Below are 20,645 nucleotides of genomic sequence, written 5' to 3' on the forward strand. Positions count from 1 at the left end.
TAAAAGCCAATAAACTTGAAGAGATATGGTTATTTTTCCTTTTTCAAAAAGAAGTGCACCAATCTGGGATTTTTGAACATCGCAGAAAAAAGCAAAATCTCCCCATAATTGACAGTATTTAAAATGACTAACAGCTGATTCTTCGATTTCAATCCTCAGTTCCAATTTTTTAATCTTTACGTGAAAATTATTAATGAGTTGTTCTTTTTCAGAGATAGACATCTTCAAGGCGATATTTTCTTCCTTGATTGCACCAACACGATTATCAATTTCTTGCTGATAGAATTTTTCTACTCTTTGTTGATAGTCTTTATATTCAGCTTGACATTGCCTTAGCCGATCTTCTGTTGTCGAGCAGCCAAACAGGGATAAAGCTACAAACACACTCAGGAATATTTTTTTCAATTGTTGTTTTTTCATGCTCGTTTCCCCCTAATGATCTGTTCAAGAACACCAGAAACGATTACTTGAAAAAGGTTTGCATTGTTGATGTCGTTAGATTTGTTCAATGATTTAAGTTGTCGATCAATGCTCCTTTTAAAACCAGCGGTTGGCACAAGATAAAACACATAATCTACTTCGCCATCCTGAATCATAGAGTCAGCTGTTTTTAGTGCTGATCTAAGTCGTGCAGTATTCTTTTGACTGAGTTCTACTTCGATTCCAATTGTCACGACCCTTTCATTTTCGTAATTTGCTTTGAGTGTTTTTTCACAGATCGCATCAAACGTTTTGCCATTAAAATTTTGAGATTTAAAATGGCGTCTGACTTCCCATTCATTCGCAAAACCTATCTTGTGTTTGTCAGAATGAATAAAATCAATAATCTGTTCTTGAATGGCTAAATTATGCACAAAGTTTGAAGCCGTAAGCTTATGACTTTCTTTAAACACTCTTTGAGTAAAGGTTCGATCTGGTTGTGATTGTTGCAGTGTCAAAAATCCAGATTCAGTTAAGACATAACCGTATTTTGTGAATCCAGTAATTAGTGGGAATTTTCTGATCTCATTTCGCTTTTCCATTCTGTTCAAAAGTTTCTGAATTTGACTTGCTGTTTTTCCTTTTGAATCGCCAGCCACTTTGACAAGAGCGGGAATAGATGAATATCTAAAACGATATAGCCAATCTAAGATCGCTAGCTTTCTGAGATAGCCTTTTTCTAAATGGCTGAGTTCTGAAACAGGGTTGTGCAAGTTGTAAATACAAAATGCTTCATAAAGTTTTATAGACATATTTTTTCTCCTTTTTTTATGTCTGAAAAGTGAATAAAAAATTCAATCTCAGCTATTAATAGGGAGGTCAAAAAATGGGTAAAAAAAATGTCAAAATTATTCAATTAGCTTATCCAGTCATTTGGAGAAAGCATGATATGTCTTCTCGCTAGTTCTATTCGCTAATGTCTGATTTAAAGATGAAGTGCGCCGCAGGTTTAAGACTGTCTGTCTTAAAGATCAGATTTAAAGACGTTTGCACTCTTTAAAAATTCTTGCAGTCAGGCCGTTATCACGCCTAACAACCACGATTTCAAGGGTGATTAACATCCCTCGAAACACCATGTTTTAAAGGGTTTTACCCTTTAATATCCCAATTTAAGGGTATCCCTTAAAGAACCCCTCCATCAGATAAATCTGCTTTCGCAATCGGCTCTGGACGCTCCGATCTTGACCTCTGAAAGATAGCTTGGGGCTATGGTTTCTCCGCAGTCTTTCCGCTGGACGCTACATTCCTTTGCCGGGGGGGGCGTCAGGGAACCTGACTTCCCCCGTTTCAAGGGGTCTTTTCTAAGTTGTGGCTGTCGGGGCAGCTCAACACTAAGAACGACCGCCAGAAAACGATGGAAGTCAGCTTCGCCGACGCCCCTCCGAGACAGATCAATTTTCATCTTGGGAGATTCAAATTTTCTCAACGTTTGGACGTTTCAACTGTCTCTCTCGCAAGCGTTCTAAAAATTTGGGAATTTTTATTCACTACTAATTGGCTAGGGCAATTGGTTTGCTTACAGCTACAAAATAAGTCATCACTGAACGTGAATGATTATTTTGTTCTCAAGCATTTTATTTTGCTGAACGCTCAAACAATGCTTTCACACCGTCACCAACAAAAAGTAAGGGAACCTTACCTTTTCTTTTTATTGGTTCTCCTCTCGTGCATTGCGGAGCAAGCACTCACTTTCGGATATGGATAACCATCCCGACCAATTTTTCAATTTGGTTTAGACTCGTTTGTCTGACGAGAGCAGAATTTCTTTGTGTCGTAAAGAAGTCAAATCGAGTGTTTTAAGGCTAGACTGCCCTGTTGATTAGGGCAGTTTGTTTTGACAGAAAGGCTAGGTATTAGGCAAAACTTTGAGACAAGGTATCGTCTAGCATATCGTCCTCTTCTTCTTCGAGAATATCTAAACTAGCAAGATAGGTTTGAGTTTGCTTTAACGACTTGTGACCAAGTCGTCTTTTAACAACATTGAGTTCTTTAGTTTGTTTATAAAGAAATACGGCAAATGAGTGCCTAGCATCATGTGCGGTAAAGTGGTCAAGATGGAAGTGTTCTTTGAGTTCATCACAAATAGGTTTTAGATCACAGATTCCGTACAAAGTGCCTGAATCATAAAAAACATAGTCGTCTAGGTCTTTACCCTCAATGATCCTTTTTATTGCATTCTCGGCATTCTGAATGAATATGCGGGCGGTTCTGGCTTCGCTGTTCTTGGTTTTTTTCAATAAAAGACTGATAAGAGAAGAATTATCGGATTCTAAAAACTTGATATCTCTTACCGGTAGTTCCGCCAGTTCATTTTTTCGAGCACCCGTTGCAAACAATAGTAGTAGATAATCCGCTTCTTGAGTATTCTTCTCATATAGAAAGTCGATGACATCTTTATATAGAGTATGGTGAATGGCGTTTTGTCTCGGTTTTGAGGTATTTGCTCAACGATACTTGGTAAACGGCATTTTGGAAACGACTTTTTTATCGACGAGGAAGTTTAGAAAACCACGCAATGCGTTAATTTTTCGTCTTGCTGTTTCTTCTACAGCGCAAGTTTTACATTGATCGAAAACGGCTTGTTGAAAGTCATCATTGTATTGTTCGATGCTTGTTTGACTAACCAGTTTGTATGCTTTGTTTCTGTTGTGACTACTGAATAGAGAATTGAGCGTTTGTATATTGGATGGCTTTTTAGCACGAGTATTACAGTTCTTTAATTGAAATTGATAATATTCATCAAAGTATTGGCGGTATAGATCAATGATCGTTATTTTTTGATGTTGAGTGTTTTCTCGATAAGTTTTTAGAAAATCTAATGCTTGTTACCTAAAGGCAAGTAAAGACAACTCATCAATGGAAACATCATGGCGGGTGTCTTTTCTGAGTTGTTTTGATGTGTAATTGCCTAGATGGGTTTTATATTTTAAAACGGATGTAACATGATCTTTTTTGATCTCGTATCTGAGGCCAGATACATAGCCGTCTTTAAACTGTTTTAACCCTGTATCTTTTGCATTGAGAATATTGCGATTGAACTGCTCGACAGTAATTGCTTTTGACATAATTGAATACCTTTTTAAACTTAAAAATTAAAGGGTTCTGTGTACATTTTTGTATGTACAAATTGCCCCGATAGGTTTAATAGGGTATTTAAAAAATAAGAATTGCTCGTAATTACACTTATAAAAACTACCAAAAAGACAGTTTATTAAGTGTAATTACTTATATATATTCGCCCAGGCCTGGGCGGTTTTTTGTCATTCAAACAAACGAAATATCTGTTCTGTAACGGCTTAAGCTTTCTTTAGAAAAGCCGCGACGAGTACGATTTGGGTGCCGTTGACTTTACCTTCAATGTGTAAAGGATTATCCGTTAGGTGAATATTTTTCACCAAGGTGCCACGCTTCGCGGTGAAGCCCGCACCTTTCACATCTAAATCTTTAATGAGTGTGACGTCATCCCCTTCGTTTAAGATGGTTCCGTTACTGTCCTTATGAACAATTGTGTCTTCATCCTCGTCTGAAATTCCTGCTTCAGCCCACTGCTTAGTGTCATCTTCCATGTACATCATGTCTAATAAGTCTTGTGGCCAGCCTTCGGCACGTAAGGCGTGTAGTAAGCGATAAGCCATGACTTGTACCGCCGGAACCTGAGACCACATACTGTCGTTTAGACAACGCCAATGATTTGTATCCATAGTTTCTGGGGCTTCAATTTGACTTTTACAAGTCGAACAGACAACAATGCTTTGCTCATCAGAACCATCTGAAGGCGGTACTTCATAGGCAGAGAGAGCTTCTTCTGATCCACATAGTTCACATTTGTGTTGACTTCTTTCTTGTAGCGCTTGAGAAATAGGCATGATTGTTTCCTTTAAGTGAAGGGCGCTTATTATGCATAAAATCCATCAAATTTAAAGACTTTCTCCTTAGTGGATCGATTCAATGCGATAAACAGTCTATAATGCAAAGTTATTTTTTCGTAAAAAGCGCTGTTTTATTTCGCTTGTTTTCGCATAAACATTCATTTTTGGAGGGTAGATTGAGCTAATGGATTATATAGCTTTATTAGAACCGGCTTTAGAGCAAGCGCAAATAGGCTTTGACGAAGGCGGCGTACCAGTTGGCGCGGCTATGTTTAGCGCAGAAGGTGCTTTATTAAGTGTGGGTCGTAATCGGCGCGTTCAAGAAAGCGACCCGTCCATTCATGGCGAAACGGATGCGTTTCGTAAGGCGGGGCGTCAACAAACTTATCGTGATAAAGTATTGGTAACTACTTTAGCGCCTTGTTGGTATTGTTCTGGGCTAATTCGTCAGTTTAATATCGGTACCGTCGTGGTGGGAGAGTCTGTTAATTTTTCAGGTCATCTCGATTGGCTCATCGAAGCAGGCGTAAAGGTGGTGGAACTGAATGATGCTCGTTGTATTGAACTGATGGCGCGCTTTATTGAGAATAGACCAGATATATGGAACGAAGATATTGGTGAATGTGATTGTGCTGCAATTGATTAAAGCAGTGGGTTTATGGATAGTCTGTGGCTTGAGTTGTATCGCAATGGCTTCTCCATCGCAATTAACGCCCGTTAAGCTTCAACTAAAATGGCAACATCAATTTCAATTTGCTGGCTATTATGCGGCACTCGAGCAAGGCTATTATCGTGATGCTGGTCTGGATGTGACTCTGGTTGAAGCGGATGTCGGCAAAGATTCGATTCAAGCAGTCATTAATGGCGAAGCCGAATTTGGTGTTGGAACCAGTGAGCTGGTATTAAATTATTCTAACGGTGATCCAGTCGTCGTATTAGCTGCCATTATGCAACATTCACCATTGGGGCTAGCCACAATTAAGTCTAACAATCGGTTTAATATTCATCAACTTGCCAGTCAAACCATGATGATTGAACCCAGTTCTGCTGAACTGTTTGCTTACTTCAAAAGTGAAGGGGTTGATATCGACCAGCTCAATCTTGTGAAACACTCTCATAATACTCAAGATTTGATTGATGGTAAGGTTCAGGCGATGTCAATTTATACTACCGATGAAACCTATGATTTTGAGTCGAAGGGGATTGATTATCAACTATTCCGTCCCATTATGAGTGGTATTGACTTCTATGGCGATAATCTATTCACTACCCAAGATATGGTGGATCGCAACCCAGAATTGGTTGAGGCCTTTCGCCAGGCTTCCATTAAGGGGTGGCAATATGCTATGCAACACTCTGAAGCCATGATTGATTTAATCATTGCTCACTATTCACAACGTAAAACTCAGGCGCATCTTCGTTATGAAGCCGATAAAATGCGGGAGTTAATGAAACCGAATTTAGTTGAAATTGGCTACTTCAACCCGGGACGTTGGCAACAAATTTCGCGAACCTATGTCCAATTGGGCTTATTGTCTGAAAAATTTGATGTCAGTGGAATGCTCTACCAGTTTGATCAGGATCGGGCTTATCAGCAATTAAAGCAGTGGCTTTATTGGATGTTGATGGTCTTGAGTGTGGTCACATTGATTGCGGGTGTGGTTTATCACCAATATCGTTTGGCGACGATCCGTAGAAAGCAGTTTGAGTCTTTGTTTTTAAATGCGCCTGTGAGTTTAATGGAGCTGGATCAGAGTGGTTGTGTCGTTAGCTGGAATCGAGAAGCTGAAAATACCTTTCAATACACTGCCAAAGAAGCGATTGGCCGGAATGCTTATGACTTAATTGTTGCTAAAGATAAGGTGTCGACAGTCGATGCGTTGATCGCTTCTGCTTGGAAGCAGAATACCATGACCTATTCTGAAAACCATAATATTCGTAAAGATGGTAAAGAAATATTGTGCAGATGGGCTAATATGCCATTTGAAAATGAACACAAGAATCAAAAGCATGTCATTTCGATGGCGAGAGATATTACATCGGAAAAAGCCCTAGAAGGACAGCTCTATCATGCAGCGCATTATGATGAATTAACCGAACTGCCCAATCGCGCTTTAATCTTGGCTCAGTTAAAAGATGCACTTGAAGATGCTAAGCGCTATCAAAGTCAATTAGCCGTTTTATTTATTGATCTTAATAAATTCAAGCCGGTCAATGACCGTTATGGCCATCATGTCGGAGATGAAGTACTTAAACAGGTTGCTCTGCGCATAAAGCAAACGTTCAGAAAAAATGACTTGGTAGGTCGTTTGTCAGGTGATGAGTTTATTGCTGTTGTTAAAGATTTAAAGCAAGAGGCTTATCTGCAAAAGGTAATCGAAAAAGTTTGCCAGGCGATCGACCAGCCAATCCAGTATGACGCTTTAACACTCCACACTTCAGCAAGCATTGGATCCAGTCAGTATCCAAAAGATGCAGAATCCGAGCAAGCCCTTATTCGCATTGCTGATCATGCCATGTATCAGGTTAAATCTAATGATCACAGTGACAGTAACTAATAAATGCCTGGCGAGAGATAGTCGATATTGTTTTAGTCAAAATACTTTTGCTTACTATCTTCACTCAAGATTAAATTTCGAATAATTTGATCGAGCGCTTGATCAAAGGTGTAATCGGGGTTGGTTAGGGTAAACACATTGTGCGAAGCCACAACGAGATACCTAATATATTGTGAGTGTTTAAGATTAACCATTTCAATGCCTAAGCTTGTCAAATAGGGTTCTTCCGTACTAATCGTTTTAAAGGTAGGGTGACCATTGTGGCCGAGTACAACTAAAACATGGTCGTCAGGGTGCGGCTGCCTTGTCGCAAATGTCATTGCCATTTCCTATGCGTTGGTTTGAAGTATTAGATGATTGGGAATTTTATAATTTTTATGAAATGATAGCGCAAATAAGGAAGTTTTATATAAAAAATGTATAGTTTTGGTCAAGTGAAATGTTAGCGCCTTGTTTTAAGTTTAAAAGCGCTTTGATTCAGTCCAATACATTATTCTTGGTAGGGCTGTTTAAATGCAAGCAGCAGCTATGCAGAAATCTTTGGGCGTGCCCTTGCTGACATTGTATAGGATTGTTGATTAGAGAAATAAAAAAGGCCTGTAGCATAAAATACTACAAGCCTTACAAATAATGGTGCGCCCGAAGGGAGTCGAACCCCTAACCGCTCGGTTCGTAGCCGAGTACTCTATCCAATTGAGCTACGGGCGCTTACTAAGATGTTATGCGCATTCTAGAGAGGACGTTATCAATTGTCAAGCAATCAATAGGTCAACTGTAAAATGGCGGTGGACTAGGGATTCGAACCCCAGGTAGGCTACTAACCTACAACGGTTTTCAAGACCGCCGCCTTCAACCACTCAGCCAGTCCACCAAACAGGTGCGTATTATAGAGACATGCCCCACAAATGCAAGCTTTTCAGGCGTGTTTTATTAAAAAAAAGCATTATTGGTGGTGCTTGTTTGGCTAATTACTTGTTTTTAATCTTGTTTTTGATAGATGTTTTTTTGGAACTTTAGCGCAGTTAGGATTGTCCTATCGGCTAGTTGATAAATAAGGGTGGACGCTTTTAGATTACACAGCCTTTGATTCTAATGAATGCTTTTTTTTACATGGAAAAACCGTTAAAATGATTTGCATTAATTAAACCCATTTTGGGCATTTCTGATACTTTTCGGGCGGCAATTTGATTTTGGTTTGAGTCGAGTTGGGTTGCCCAGTTAAGTTCTTTCTTAATTTGAGACAATGACATCGATTCATGTTTAACACTCGTTACGATATTTCTAAAGATTATTTCGCCTTATTAGGGGTACATCATCAGGCGTGTGAAAAAACCATTAAGCAGGCTTATCGTAAGATGGCACGTCGCTATCATCCTGACGTCTCAAGGATCCATAACGCAACTGAAAAATTTCAAGAAATTGCCGAAGCTTATGAAGTGTTAACGCGGTTTAGAGACGCCTATTGGCGCGATTTTTGTCGGGTAAAGGGCCGAGGCCAGAGTCATCGGTCAGACACTGAGGGGGCTGGTTATGCGAACCGTCGTTCAGCTCGAGGGACACATCAATATACTAACCCAGGGTGGAAACGTCAAAAGCCAATTCGAGGCAAAGATCGAGTGATCACTTATCCTTTAACTTTGCGGTATGCGATTCGGTTGTTGAAATTAGGATATTTTTATATTCCAGGCTTAAAAGTTAAAATGAAATTTACCCGCGAGGCATTTTTGAATAAAACCTTTCGCTTAAAGGGGAAGGGCTATCATGGCTTGTTTGGGGGAGAGCCTGGTGATTATTTAGTGAAATTTAATTTAAAGCTGGAATCGATTAATTGGCGCCTTGAAGGCTCTGATATTTATGGCACGATTGAGGTCCCCAGTACTCTATTGGTTCCTGGCGCGGAACTCTCTTTACAGTCACCGGCAGGGTGCATGAATGTGTTGGTTCCAGATGACTATTCGCCAGATGAGTATATTGTCGTTCATAATATGGGGCTGCCCGGTGATGGCGTTTATAAACCTGGGCATTTATACGCTCGCTTAATAGCCGCATAGCGCTTGTGCTGTGTCGATTCGTTTGAAGATACTACAACGCGCTTTATAAATTTATTGTTTGGATGAAGGAATACCTATGGCTCAACAGCCGTATCAAGATGATGACAGTCTATTATTAGATGACGCAAAAACACAAATCAAGCCGCCTAAGCGTTACCAGGTGGTCTTGCTAAATGATGACTTTACACCGATGGATTTTGTGGTGGAGGTGTTAACACGTTTTTTTGGTATGGATGAATCTAAGGCAAATGCGGTGATGTTAGCGGTTCATACCCAGGGTAAAGGGGTTTGTGGTGTTTATAGTAAAGAAGTGGCAGAAATGAAGGTGATGCAGGTGAATCAGTTTGCGCGACAAAATCAGCATCCGCTGCAATGTGAAATGGAGGTGGTTTAATGCTGAGTAAGGAACTGCAACTGACGCTCAGCAATGCGTTTAGCCTCGCCAATGAGTACGAGCATGAGTATGTCACTTTAGAGCATTTATTAATCGAACTGTTGGGCTTGCCCATGGTAAGAGAGGCGATTGAAGCCTGTGGGGTGAATCCGAAGGTGATTGAAACCGAATTAGAGCATTATTTAGATACCGAATCGCAGGGGCTAAAGGTTGAAGAGCTATTACCAACGATGGCTTTTCAGAGGGTGGTTGAAAGGGCGATTTATTTGGTGCAATCGAATGGTTATTCAGAAGTGACGGGACTGCATGTTTTAGCTTCTCTATATTCTGAACAAGATTCACACGCAGTTTATGTGCTGGAAAGTGCAGGGGTTCATCGTGTGGATGTTTTAAGTTATATTTCTCATGGCGTGACGGCCCAACAGCAGGAAGATTTTTTAACCACTGAAACGCCCTCGTCTGAAGAAGGTCAAGCTTCGGAGCCGCAAAAGGATCCCATAAAGAGTTACAGTACCAATTTGAATGAAGCCTTTAAGCAGGGCGAACTGGATCCGATTATTGGTCGGGATTGGGAGCTAACCCGAACTCTGGAAGTGTTAAGTCGACGCCGAAAGAATAATCCACTGTTAGTGGGCGAGCCAGGCGTGGGCAAAACAGCTGTTGCGGAAGGGTTGGCGCAAAAAATCGTTGAACAAGCGGTTCCAGAGGATTTATTTGAGGCAGAAGTCTTTAGTTTGGATATGGGAGCCTTATTGGCTGGCACCCGATATAGAGGCGATTTTGAAAAACGCTTTAAAGCCTTAATCAAGGCATTGGAGTCCCGTCCGCATGCCATTCTATTTATTGACGAAATTCATACCATTATTGGTGCCGGCGCCGTTCAAGGCGGAGCGATGGATGCGTCAAACTTAATGAAACCTGCCTTGTCGTCTGGTAAGTTACGTTGCGTGGGCGCAACCACGTACGAAGAGTACCGTGGTATTTTTGAAAAAGATCGAGCCTTAGCAAGACGGTTTCAAAAAATTGATGTTAGCGAACCGACGATACTTGAAACGTTTGAGATTTTAAAAGGTTTGAAGTCGCAATTTGAGAATCACCATCACGTCAAATATACCTTACCAGCATTAAAAATGGCCGTTGATTTATCATCACGCTTTATTACCGATCGACATCTGCCAGATAAAGCCATTGATGTAATTGATGAAGCGGGTGCAAAACAGGCATTTAAAACCAAATCGAAAAGAAAAAAACAAATTTCGGTCGCAGAAATTCAGCAGGTGGTGGCTGATATTGCACGTATACCGGTTTCACAAATTACACAAAAAGAAAAAGATAAACTGGCAACGCTTGAGGAAAGTCTAAAACGCGTCGTTTTTGGTCAAGAACAGGCTGTTCAGTCTGTGGTTTCTTCAATAAAATTGGCTCGATCTGGTCTAAAGGATCCAGCACGCCCAACGGCAGCTTTTTTATTTGTGGGGCCAACAGGGGTTGGTAAAACCGAATTGACCCGCCAATTAGCAACTCACCTCGGGATAGAGTGTTTACGATATGATATGTCGGAATATATGGAACGTCATTCGGTATCACGATTGATTGGTGCGCCACCAGGGTATGTTGGGTTTGACCAAGGCGGCCTCTTAACTGAGGCGGTCAATAAGCACCCTTATTCAGTAGTACTGCTAGATGAAATTGAAAAAGCGCACCCTGATGTCTTTAATTTGTTGTTACAAGTTATGGATAGTGGCACTTTGACTGATAATAATGGTCGAAAAGTCGATTTTAGAAATGTGATTTTGATTATGACCTCGAATGTAGGTGCGGAAGCTGCGACAAGATCCAGTATCGGTTTTGCTGAACAGGATCATTCTTTGGATTTCCAGGCAGAGCTGAAAAAGGTCTTTACCCCAGAGTTTCGCAATCGTTTGGATGGTGTGGTGCAATTTGACCGCTTGTCTTCTGAAGTGATGAATTCGGTCGTCAATAAATTTATTTATGCGTTAGAAGCCAGCTTGGAAGATAAAAGTGTCACGATTAAATTGACTCAGTCAGCACGTGACTGGTTAGCCAAGTCGGGTTATGATCCGTTGATGGGGGCACGCCCGATGGCTCGATTGGTTCAGGAAAAAATAAAACAACCTTTAGCCGAACGATTACTGTTCGGAGATCTACAAAAAGGCGGTAATGTGCAGATTGACGTTAAAGAGAATGAGTTGGTGTTGGTGACAGAAAAGTAAGCGTGAACAGGCATCTATTGGAAGGGCTGGTTGCGACCAGCGCTTTTCCAAGAACTAAAAAACCCGCAAAAGCGGGTTTTTTTATAAGCACATTTTAGCGCTGCAGTCAGGTTATTTTCCGCGGTAAGTAATGCGGCCTTTTGTCAGGTCATAAGGTGTCAGTTCTACCTTGACCTTGTCACCTGCAAGGATACGAATATAGTTTTTTCGCATGCGCCCAGAAATGTGTGCCAGTATTTCATGACCATTCTCTAAGCGGACTTTAAACATGGTGTTGGGTAAAGTTTCAATTACTTCCCCATCGAATTCAATAACATCTTGTTTTGACATAGACTTAAGCTTTAACTGCCCCAATAAAAATTAAGCGGCGATTATAGCAATGGTTTCAGGGTTTATCAATCTTTTACAAAAACTATTTTTCAGCTGGCGTTTTATGGGGGAGAAAGGGGGCCTGCCAGTCGATTTCCATTTGCCAATGTTTGGGGGGGAAGGCGAGTTGGGTTTGTTGATGTAAAAGGGTTTCAAAATGTTCGCGAGATATGAGTTTTGCCCCCAGAGATTTAAGATGAGGGGTTTCAATTTGGGTATCAATGATTAAAAACCCCCAGGCCTGGAGTTGCTGGCTCAAAGCAATGAGAGCAATTTTCGAGGCATCGGTTTGGTGTGCAAACATGGATTCGCCATAAAACATCTTGCCAATAGCCACCCCATACAAACCGCCAACCAGTTTTTGGTCTTGCCAAACTTCGACCGAATGAGCATGACCTTTTAGATAGAGTTGATAATAGGCATCCATCATGGCATCACTAATCCAAGTGCCATCCTGACCGTGTCTCGGAGTCGTGGCGCAATGGTTGATAACAGACATAAAATCACGATCCAATGTCACACTAAAACGTTGTTTACGGATGACTTTTATCAAGCTTCGTCGAATTTTAAGTTTATCTAAAAATAAAACGGATCTCGGGTTAGGTGTCCACCATAGAATAGGATCGTCTTCATTAAACCAAGGAAAGATACCATTATGATAAGCCGTGAGTAGCCATTCCGGCGTCAAGTCCCCTCCAACAGCTAACAAACCATCTGGTTCGGTTAACGCAAGGTGAGTGGGTGGAAACATCACCGGTTTTGGATCAAGCCAAAAGGGTTGGTTAGATAAGCTATTCATCAAAATTCTTATTATTAAATGGGATTTGTTGCTAAATTTAATCTTGTTGCAATTATAATGCATTTGCATCACCTTGCAGTGACGCGATGAGTTTCTCATATCAATTTTCTTTAGTACTTCAAAGCGAACGCAAAACTAATATGTCTCAATTTGTTCATCTTCATCTTCATTCCGAATATTCCGTGGTCGATGCGACCTTAAAAGTGAAATCGGCAATCGCTCTGGCAAAAAGCTCTGGGCAACCTGCTATTGCCTTGACGGATGAAATGAATATGTTTGCGCTTATCAAGTTTTACAATGCCGCTATTCAAGCTGGTATTAAACCCATTATTGGCGCGGATTGCTTGATTGAAGGTGATGATGGACAGGTATTTAAAGTCACTTGTTTATGTCAAAACAATCAGGGGTACTTAAATCTTTCACGTTTAATTTCGCGAGCTTATTTGCAAAACCAAAAGCTGGTTGAAAATGCGATGAAGCCATTGATCAAGCAAGACTGGTTGGCCGATTTGAACGAAGGATTGATTATCCTTTCAGGTGGTACGGACGGGGATGTCGGTCAGGCGCTATTATCAGAAAAACTCAACTTAGCAGCGAAAAGAACCAACTGGTGGATGCAGTACTTTCCTGATCGATTCTATTTGGAATTGGTTCGTAATGGTCGCCCTGAAGAATCCATTTACATTGCGGCGGCTGTTGAGTTGGCGCAAAAATATGAATTGCCCGTTGTTGCAACCAATAATGTGCGTTTTGAAAAATTAGAAGATTTTGATGCCCATGAAGTCCGAGTCTGTATTCATGATGGCTATATTTTGGAAGACCCGAATCGTCCGCGCCGCTATACCGAAGAGCAGTATTTTAGAAGCTCAGAAGAAATGGTCGAACTGTTCAAGGATTTTCCAGAAGCGATTGAAAACAGTGTGGAAATTGCCAAACGCTGTAATGTCACGCTAACGTTAGGTACTTACTTCTTACCCGATTTTCCTGTGCCGGAAGGGCACACTATTGAAAGCTATTTCATAGAAGAATCTCAGAAGGGTCTAGAAGAACGTTTGCAATTTCTATATGGCCATTTGTCGCCCGAAGATTTTGCTCAGACCCGCCAACCCTATGATGATCGCTTAAAGTTCGAGTTGGATATCATTATTCAAATGGGGTTTCCGGGTTACTTCTTTATCGTTGCCGACTTTATTCAATGGGGTAAAAATCACCAAGTGCCCGTTGGGCCTGGTCGAGGATCAGGGGCTGGGTCACTGGTGGCCTATGTTCTAAAAATTACCGATCTAGATCCTCTGCAATATGATTTGCTTTTTGAGCGGTTTTTGAACCCTGAAAGGGTTTCTATGCCCGATTTCGATGTCGATTTTTGTATGGAACGTCGGGATTTAGTGATCGATTATGTCTCCAAGCAATATGGACAAGACCATGTGTCACAGATTGTGACCTTCGGCACCATGGCCGCAAAAGCGGTGGTACGAGATGTGGGCAGAGTGCTCGGCTATGGCTATGGTATGGTGGATAGTATTGCCAAGCTCATTCCAAATGATTTGGGTATTAAGCTGTCAGGTGCTTTAGAACAGGAACCCCAGCTGCAAGAAAGGTATGATCAAGACGAAGACGTTAAAGAACTACTTGATCTTGCTTTAACCTTAGAAGGCACTGTCCGTAATACAGGTAAACATGCTGGCGGTGTGGTCATTGGTCCTAAACCGCTTGACCATTTCTGTCCGCTATCCTGTGAGCCGGACGGCACCAGTGTCGTGACCCAACTCGATAAAAATGATGTTGAAACCGCAGGCCTGGTTAAATTTGACTTTTTAGGGTTGCGGACCCTCACCATTATCGACTGGGCTTTGCAGTTTATTAACGAGGGCAAACAGCCAGGTGATGATGGCTTTATTGAAATTGAACGAATTCCTTTAGATGACCCCTTAACCTTTGATTTAATCAAAACTGGTAAAACCACAGGGGTTTTCCAGTTGGAATCTTCTGGTATGCAAAACCTGATTGTGCGTCTACGCCCTGACTGTTTTGAAGACATTATCGCTTTAGTGGCCCTGTTCCGTCCTGGACCACTGGAATCGGGCATGGTGGATAACTTTATTGCGCGTAAGCATGGTAAAGAAAAAGTCTCATACCCAGATGCGCAATATCAGCATGAGTCATTGAAAGAAACGCTTGAACCCACCTACGGCGTTATCTTATATCAAGAGCAGGTTATGCAAATTGCTCAGATATTGGCCGGTTATACGCTAGGTGGCGCGGATATGTTACGTCGAGCCATGGGGAAAAAGAAGCCTGAAGAAATGGCGAAGCAGCGTTCGATTTTTAAAGAAGGGGCTATTAAAAACGGGGTTGATGGCGATCTAGCCATGAAGATATTTGACCTGGTAGAAAAATTTGCCGGTTACGGGTTTAACAAATCGCATTCCGCTGCCTATGCATTGGTGTCTTATCAGTCTGCTTGGCTAAAAACCCATTTCCCAGCCGAATTTATGGCAGCCCAAATTTCTTCGGATATGGATACCACCGATAAGGTGGTTCATATGGTGAATGAATGTCATGCGATGGGGATTGGCGTTGCGCAACCCAGTATTAATGATGGAGAAATTCACTTTAAAGCCATCCGTGGAGAGCGGAAAATTCGGTATGGACTCGGAGCGATCAAGGGGGTTGGCGAGTCAGCTTTACTAGGGATTATTGAAGAACGAAATCAGCATGGCGCTTATCAAGATTTATTTGATTTTTGCCTTAGGGTTACACGCAAGGTCAATAAGCGGGTGATTGAAGCACTGATTGTTGCGGGTGCCATGGACTGTTTGCACGATAATCGCAATGCGATGTTGCATAGTGTTGGCTTGGCACTGCAAAAAGCAGAACAACATCATAAAAATGAAGAGGCTGGCCAAGCCGACCTTTTTGGTGATGTCAGCACGTTCGAGGCCGAAAACCTAGCTGAGTTGGTATCCGTGCCAGAGTTGTCAGACAAACAACGTCTTAAAGCCGAAAAAGAGGTGTTGGGGCTTTATATGACGGGACACCCCATCGAAATTTATCGTGAAGAACTCGATAAAATGGTTGAGCAAAAACTGTCCGCATTACGGCCAGAAAAATGGCAGAAAAAATGGGTAGCCGGTTTAATTGTCGAAGCGCGTAGTAAAGTCACTAAAAGTGGCAGCCGTATGGGCTTTTTAGCAATAGATGATCAAACGGCACGGTTGGATGTGGTGCTACGTCCAGCGGTGTTTGAATCGAGTCGCGATTTATTGTCGCCGGATTCCGTGGTACTGGTGTATGGTGAAGTCGCAGAGGACACCTTTAATGGCGGTATTAAAATTGATGCTGAACAGTTGGTTTCGCTTGCTGAGGCTCGGGTTGAAAAGGCTAGAGCGATAAAACTCTATGCCAATAACACGATTGAAGTAAACCAGATTCAAGCGCTGGCAGCGACACTATCGGCTTATCGAGCGGAACAGGGGTTACCTTTAGTGGTTGATTATCAATGTTCGGAAGCCAAGGCTCAGCTCAAATCCGATGACAATACACAGTTTTTACCCGATGATGAGCTGTTAGAAGCCCTGAGAGCCGATGGCTGGGAACTGGAAGTGGTCTATTAGTATAGTAGCAAGTTACTTTATGTGAAGTGATGCCGCCCGGATTGCACATTGAGTGTGTTTATTAAGGATATAAGCGATTTTTGTTCCTAATTTTAGAACGATCCCGATAGAATAGTGATACAACTTAACCGATTGACACAGGAGACCTGAATGTCTAATAACATCGAGTCGATTTTGCAAGAAAATCGTATTTTTCAACCATCCGAATCTTTCAAGCAACAAGCCAATATTTCTGAAGCAGATTATCAAGCGTTACTGAAAAAAGCCGAAACCGACTATGAAGGGTTTTGGTGTGACTTGGCGAGGGAAAAATTATCTTGGTCAAAACCCTTTACGATGGGATTGGATGATCGTAATCCGCCATTTTACAAGTGGTTTAGTGACGGTGAGTTAAATGCTTCTTATAACTGTATTGATCGCCATTTAGAGGATAAAGAAGATAAATTGGCGATTATTTTTGAAGCCGATGACGGCACGGTTGAACACTATACCTATAAAGATCTGCACGATGAAGTGTGCCGTTTAGCAAATGCCTTAACGGCACAAGGCATTACTCAAGGCGATCGCGTGGTTATCTATATGCCAATGATTCCGCAGGCCGTTTTTGCGATGCAGGCCTGTGCGCGAATTGGGGCGATTCATTCCATCGTGTTTGGTGGTTTTTCAGCAGAAGCCTTACGTGACCGAATTGAAGATGCCAGCGCGAAAATGGTGATTACCGCAAATGCGGGTCGTCGTGGTGGTAAGTCAGTTCCATTGAAATCTGCAGTGGATGAAGCACTCGAAAAAGGTGGGAATTCTGTCCGTAAGGTTTTGGTTTATAAGAGAACAGATGATGCCATCTCTTTAAAAGAAGGTCGCGATATTACTTGGCATGATGCGATTGCAGGAATGAGCAACTATCATGATGCAGTGATGGTGAATGCTGAGCACCCATTGTTCCTACTCTATACTTCCGGTTCAACCGGCAAGCCAAAGGGGATTCAACACAGTACGGGTGGGTATTTACTCAATGCACATCTGACTAATGAATGGGTGTTTGATTTAAAAGACAGTGATGTCTTTTGGTGTACCGCTGATGTGGGCTGGATAACCGGTCATACCTATGTCGCCTATGGCCCTTTATCCATGGGGATGACCATGGTTATGTTCGAAGGGGTTCCGACTTATCCGGATGCCGGACGTTTTTGGCAGGTGTGTCAAGATCATGGCGTGACCGTCTTCTATACCGCGCCGACAGCCATTCGCGCATTAATGAAGTTTGGTAATGACTTACCAAATCAATATGACTTGTCAAAATTGCGATTACTGGGAACCGTTGGTGAGCCGATTAACCCTGAAGCTTGGATGTGGTATCACCAAGTGATTGGTCGGGGTGAGTGTCCTATTATGGATACCTGGTGGCAAACAGAAACCGGAGCTCACATGATTGCACCGATTCCGGGTGTTACCGCATTAAAACCGGGATCTTGTACCAAACCGTTACCCGGTATTGATGCGCACATTGTGGATGAATCCGGCGAAGAATTAACACATGGTGAGGGTGGTTACTTAGTGATCCGCAAACCATGGCCGTCAATGGTGAGAACCATCTGGGGGGATGATGATCGTTTTGTCGATACCTATTTTGCGATGTTCAACAATAAATATTATGTTGTCGGCGACAGTGCCCACTTAGATCTAGACGGTAATTTTTGGATAATGGGTCGTATTGATGATGTCTTGAATGTTTCAGGGCATCGGTTAGGCACGATGGAAATCGAGTCGGCACTGGTTTCGCATGAATGGGTGGCGGAAGCCGCGGTGGTTGGTAAGCCGCATGATGTGAAAGGCGAGTCGGTATTTGCGTTTGTGGTACTTAATATTGAAATTCCTGAAGATGGAAATGCGCGTTCTGAGTTGGTTCAAGCCTTGCGCAATCACGTTGCGAAAGAGATAGGACCAATTGCTAAACCGGATGATATTCGTTTTGGCTCGAACTTGCCTAAAACCCGCTCTGGAAAAATTATGCGGCGTTTACTGCGCAGCATTGCCAAGGGCGAAGAAATTACCTCGGATACTTCGACGCTGGAAGATCCGGGGATTCTTGATCAATTTATGCAACCTAATAAATAGATAATAGGGTTGTCTGAGAGAAATAAAAAACTAGCTGGGATGGGGGGTAAAAGACCCAGGCCTGGCTATTTTTTTATCCGCTGTGTTGTTTCAACACATTTTTGACTTTGCATGGAGCAAAACACTCTGAGCAAATGTTTACCGTTAGGAGGAAAGACAATGGAAACGTCAAAAATTGAGAAGATAAAAAATCTTCCAGAGTATCAGCAGTTAGTGCGGGAGCGGACAAGCTTAGCTTGGAAGCTGTCGATTCTTATGTTAGTGGTTTATTATGGCTATATTTTATTGTTGGCTTTCAACCCGGAATTCTTTACCGCGATTGTGAGTGGTGAGTATGTTTCAATAGGATTTCCTGTTGGCGTTGGCATTATCGTATTTGCCTTTTTATTGACGGGCTACTATGTAAAACGTGCCAATTCAGTTTTCGATGAATTAACCGCAAAAATTAAAAAAGAGGTCGAATAATGAAACAGCTCTTCAATTTAAAATATTTGGCTGCGTTTGCATTACTGTTACTGCCTTTGTCAGCGATGTCTTCTGGTATTGACGTGGCGGCACCAACTGAAAAAGTGACTAACTGGCCTGCGATTTCGATGTTTATTATTTTCGTCGGCTTTACGCTCTTTATCACCTATTGGGCGGCACAAAGAACCAAGTCGGCAAAAGACTTTTATGCAGCCGGTGGCGGTATTACCGGTATGCAGAATGGTTTGGCCATTGCGGGTGATTATATGTCGGCTGCGTCTTTCCTAGGGATTACTGGGATGGTCTATCTCAAAGGCTATGATGGGTTGATCTTTGCCATTGGTTTCTTGGTCGGTTGGCCGATTATTTTGTTCCTCATGTCAGAACGGTTAAGAAATCTAGGTAAGTTTACCTTTGCCGATGTGGCTTCTTATCGTTTTCAGCAAACGCCAATCCGTGTGCTATCGGCATTTGGTGGGATTGCCGTGGTTATCCTATATTTGATTGCTCAAATGGTGGGTGCTGGAAAACTGATTGAGTTGCTTTTTGGCCTTGATTTCAACTATGCCGTGGTCATGGTGGGTATCTTGATTATTGCCTATGTGACCTTTGGCGGTATGTTGGCAACCACTTGGGTACAAATCATTAAAGCTGTGTTGTTATTATCAGGGGCCACTTTCATTGCACTCGCGGTTATGTATAACATGGATTTCAGTTTTGAAACCCTATTTAAAACGGCAGTAGAAACCCGTGATGGTGATATGAATATTCTCTTCTCAGGTGGATTTGTTTCTGATCCGGTTAATGCTATTTCCTTAGGGATTGCTTTAATGTTTGGTACAGCGGGTTTACCGCATATTTTGATGCGATTCTTTACCGTGCCGGATGCCAAAGAAGCCCGTAAATCGGTGTTTTATGCCACCGGCTTTATCGGTTATTTCTATATTCTTGCCTTTATTATTGGCTTTGGGGCGATTGCAATGGTTGTTGCCTCTGAATATATGGATGGCTCGAAGTTGATTGGCGGTAATAATATGGCGGCGATTCATTTATCACATGTTGTCGGAGGGGATTATTTCCTTGGCTTTATTTCAGCTGTTGCATTTGCAACCATTCTTGCCGTGGTATCAGGCTTAACGCTTGCAGGCGCCTCGGCCATATCACACGATATCTATGCGAATGTCATCAATAAAAATGCGACAGATGAGCAAGAAACCAAAGTAGCACGATTTGCAACGATTGTAATTGGTGCCTTGGCCATTTTATTTGGGATTGGCTTTAAGGACCAAAACATTGCGTTTGTGGTTGCCTTAGCCTTTACCATTGCGGCATCGGCAAACTTCCCTGTGTTGATTATGTCAATGTTCTGGGGCAATATGACCACACGTGGTGCGGTGATTGGTGGCTGGTTAGGCTTAGTGTCTGCTGTGGTAATGGTGATTCTGGGTCCAGTGGTCTGGACACAAATCTTAGCTATGGGTGATCCAATTGTGCCGTATAAGTTCCCAGCTTTATTCACGGTTGTGATTGCGTTTGTGGGTATCTGGTTCTTCTCCATTACCGATAACTCCGCAAGAGCCAAACAGGATCGAGAAGGCTTTGAAGCACAGTTTATCCGTTCTCAAACGGGGATTGGTGCTGAAGGCGCTTCGAGTCACTAATCGTTTGATCATAACGTATTAAAAAAGGAGGTT

At 42.1% G+C, this 20,645-nt stretch carries 17 protein-coding genes and 2 tRNA genes; 9 read left to right on the forward strand and 10 right to left on the reverse strand.

What is annotated here, in order from left to right; translation table 11 throughout:
* From CYQ88_RS10130 to CYQ88_RS10155, 5 genes are all read right to left on the reverse strand, one after another.
* Nucleotides 1-420, reverse strand: a 420-nt coding sequence (locus CYQ88_RS10130; RefSeq protein WP_143483787.1) for a hypothetical protein, incomplete at its 3' end; no start/stop codon positions are given.
* Nucleotides 417-1,232 carry a replication-relaxation family protein gene (locus CYQ88_RS10135; protein WP_101841237.1) on the reverse strand — a complete coding sequence of 272 codons (816 nt, stop codon included), beginning with the start codon at nucleotides 1,230-1,232 and terminating at the stop codon, nucleotides 417-419. The genes CYQ88_RS10130 and CYQ88_RS10135, both read right to left, overlap by 4 nt.
* A 1,101-nt stretch (nucleotides 1,233-2,333) precedes the next feature.
* Entirely contained in the window at nucleotides 2,334-2,894 is a 561-nt protein-coding gene (locus tag CYQ88_RS10145) for a tyrosine-type recombinase/integrase (protein WP_101841239.1), read from the reverse strand.
* 411 nt (nucleotides 2,895-3,305) lie between these two features.
* On the reverse strand, nucleotides 3,306-3,545 hold the full coding sequence (locus CYQ88_RS10150) for a hypothetical protein (RefSeq protein WP_101841240.1): 240 nt from the start codon (nucleotides 3,543-3,545) through the stop codon (nucleotides 3,306-3,308).
* Between the two features lie 231 nt (nucleotides 3,546-3,776).
* On the reverse strand, nucleotides 3,777-4,346 hold the full coding sequence (locus CYQ88_RS10155; protein ID WP_101841241.1) for an alkylphosphonate utilization protein: 570 nt from the start codon (nucleotides 4,344-4,346) through the stop codon (nucleotides 3,777-3,779).
* A gap of 187 nt (nucleotides 4,347-4,533) precedes the next feature.
* Here CYQ88_RS10155 and CYQ88_RS10160 point away from each other — a divergent pair, with 187 nt between their 5' ends.
* Nucleotides 4,534-4,995, forward strand: coding sequence for a nucleoside deaminase (locus CYQ88_RS10160; protein WP_101841242.1), 462 nt, complete (start codon nucleotides 4,534-4,536; stop codon nucleotides 4,993-4,995).
* Entirely contained in the window at nucleotides 4,967-6,907 is a 1,941-nt protein-coding gene (locus CYQ88_RS10165; RefSeq protein WP_143483788.1) for a diguanylate cyclase domain-containing protein, read from the forward strand. The genes CYQ88_RS10160 and CYQ88_RS10165 overlap by 29 nt, the downstream gene beginning before the upstream one ends.
* Nucleotides 6,908-6,939: 32 nt before the next feature.
* On the opposite strand, the gene CYQ88_RS10170 is transcribed toward CYQ88_RS10165, so the two are convergent.
* From CYQ88_RS10170 to CYQ88_RS10180, 3 genes are all read right to left on the reverse strand, one after another.
* A complete protein-coding gene (locus tag CYQ88_RS10170) occupies nucleotides 6,940-7,227 on the reverse strand; it encodes a hypothetical protein (protein ID WP_101841244.1) in 288 nt (95 codons plus the stop codon).
* Nucleotides 7,228-7,538: 311 nt separating this feature from the next.
* Nucleotides 7,539-7,615, reverse strand: a tRNA-Arg gene (locus CYQ88_RS10175).
* A gap of 72 nt (nucleotides 7,616-7,687) precedes the next feature.
* Nucleotides 7,688-7,778 (reverse strand) — tRNA-Ser (locus CYQ88_RS10180).
* Nucleotides 7,779-8,163: 385 nt separating this feature from the next.
* Here CYQ88_RS10180 and CYQ88_RS10185 point away from each other — a divergent pair.
* From CYQ88_RS10185 to clpA, 3 genes are all read left to right on the forward strand, one after another.
* Nucleotides 8,164-8,958 (forward strand): DnaJ domain-containing protein, encoded by a 795-nt coding sequence (locus CYQ88_RS10185; RefSeq protein WP_101841245.1) that lies wholly within the window; start codon nucleotides 8,164-8,166, stop codon nucleotides 8,956-8,958.
* Nucleotides 8,959-9,034: 76 nt separating this feature from the next.
* Nucleotides 9,035-9,352 (forward strand): ATP-dependent Clp protease adapter ClpS, encoded by a 318-nt coding sequence (gene clpS / locus CYQ88_RS10190; protein WP_101841246.1) that lies wholly within the window; start codon nucleotides 9,035-9,037, stop codon nucleotides 9,350-9,352.
* Entirely contained in the window at nucleotides 9,352-11,586 is a 2,235-nt protein-coding gene (gene clpA / locus CYQ88_RS10195) for an ATP-dependent Clp protease ATP-binding subunit ClpA (RefSeq protein WP_101841247.1), read from the forward strand. The genes clpS and clpA overlap by 1 nt, the downstream gene beginning before the upstream one ends.
* A 111-nt stretch (nucleotides 11,587-11,697) precedes the next feature.
* Here clpA and infA read toward each other — a convergent pair whose 3' ends face one another.
* Together infA and aat are read right to left on the reverse strand one after the other, a co-directional pair.
* The gene (infA, locus tag CYQ88_RS10200; RefSeq protein WP_011370535.1) at nucleotides 11,698-11,916 is read right to left on the reverse strand and encodes a translation initiation factor IF-1; all 219 of its coding nucleotides are present in this window, start codon (nucleotides 11,914-11,916) and stop codon (nucleotides 11,698-11,700) included.
* Nucleotides 11,917-11,998: 82 nt separating this feature from the next.
* The gene (aat, locus tag CYQ88_RS10205) at nucleotides 11,999-12,754 is read right to left on the reverse strand and encodes a leucyl/phenylalanyl-tRNA--protein transferase (RefSeq protein WP_101841248.1); all 756 of its coding nucleotides are present in this window, start codon (nucleotides 12,752-12,754) and stop codon (nucleotides 11,999-12,001) included.
* A 140-nt stretch (nucleotides 12,755-12,894) separates the two neighbouring features.
* Here aat and dnaE point away from each other — a divergent pair, with 140 nt between their 5' ends.
* From dnaE to CYQ88_RS10225, 4 genes are all read left to right on the forward strand, one after another.
* Complete coding sequence (gene dnaE, locus CYQ88_RS10210; protein WP_101841249.1) at nucleotides 12,895-16,371, forward strand: DNA polymerase III subunit alpha; 3,477 nt, start codon at nucleotides 12,895-12,897, stop codon at nucleotides 16,369-16,371.
* A 150-nt stretch (nucleotides 16,372-16,521) separates the two neighbouring features.
* Nucleotides 16,522-18,486, forward strand: coding sequence for an acetate--CoA ligase (gene acs, locus CYQ88_RS10215; RefSeq protein WP_101841250.1), 1,965 nt, complete (start codon nucleotides 16,522-16,524; stop codon nucleotides 18,484-18,486).
* Between the two features lie 159 nt (nucleotides 18,487-18,645).
* On the forward strand, nucleotides 18,646-18,951 hold the full coding sequence (locus CYQ88_RS10220; protein ID WP_101841251.1) for a DUF485 domain-containing protein: 306 nt from the start codon (nucleotides 18,646-18,648) through the stop codon (nucleotides 18,949-18,951).
* Nucleotides 18,951-20,612, forward strand: coding sequence for a cation acetate symporter (locus CYQ88_RS10225; protein ID WP_101841252.1), 1,662 nt, complete (start codon nucleotides 18,951-18,953; stop codon nucleotides 20,610-20,612). Before CYQ88_RS10220 ends, CYQ88_RS10225 begins: the two co-directional genes overlap by 1 nt.
* The last annotated feature ends 33 nt before the right edge of the window (nucleotides 20,613-20,645 follow it).

The organism is Hydrogenovibrio sp. SC-1, assembly GCF_002848135.1.
GTDB lineage: Bacteria > Pseudomonadota > Gammaproteobacteria > Thiomicrospirales > Thiomicrospiraceae > Hydrogenovibrio.

Coding starts and splice junctions, on each gene's coding strand:
- aat (WP_101841248.1), bottom strand. CDS start 12,754: ATGAATAGCTTATCTAACCAACCCTTTTGGCTTGATCCAAAACCGGTG.
- CYQ88_RS10150 (WP_101841240.1), bottom strand. CDS start 3,545: ATGTCAAAAGCAATTACTGTCGAGCAGTTCAATCGCAATATTCTCAAT.
- CYQ88_RS10155 (WP_101841241.1), bottom strand. CDS start 4,346: ATGCCTATTTCTCAAGCGCTACAAGAAAGAAGTCAACACAAATGTGAA.
- CYQ88_RS10135 (WP_101841237.1), bottom strand. CDS start 1,232: ATGTCTATAAAACTTTATGAAGCATTTTGTATTTACAACTTGCACAAC.
- dnaE (WP_101841249.1), top strand. CDS start 12,895: ATGTCTCAATTTGTTCATCTTCATCTTCATTCCGAATATTCCGTGGTC.
- acs (WP_101841250.1), top strand. CDS start 16,522: ATGTCTAATAACATCGAGTCGATTTTGCAAGAAAATCGTATTTTTCAA.
- CYQ88_RS10220 (WP_101841251.1), top strand. CDS start 18,646: ATGGAAACGTCAAAAATTGAGAAGATAAAAAATCTTCCAGAGTATCAG.
- CYQ88_RS10185 (WP_101841245.1), top strand. CDS start 8,164: ATGTTTAACACTCGTTACGATATTTCTAAAGATTATTTCGCCTTATTA.
- clpS (WP_101841246.1), top strand. CDS start 9,035: ATGGCTCAACAGCCGTATCAAGATGATGACAGTCTATTATTAGATGAC.
- infA (WP_011370535.1), bottom strand. CDS start 11,916: ATGTCAAAACAAGATGTTATTGAATTCGATGGGGAAGTAATTGAAACT.
- clpA (WP_101841247.1), top strand. CDS start 9,352: ATGCTGAGTAAGGAACTGCAACTGACGCTCAGCAATGCGTTTAGCCTC.
- CYQ88_RS10160 (WP_101841242.1), top strand. CDS start 4,534: ATGGATTATATAGCTTTATTAGAACCGGCTTTAGAGCAAGCGCAAATA.
- CYQ88_RS10225 (WP_101841252.1), top strand. CDS start 18,951: ATGAAACAGCTCTTCAATTTAAAATATTTGGCTGCGTTTGCATTACTG.
- CYQ88_RS10170 (WP_101841244.1), bottom strand. CDS start 7,227: ATGACATTTGCGACAAGGCAGCCGCACCCTGACGACCATGTTTTAGTT.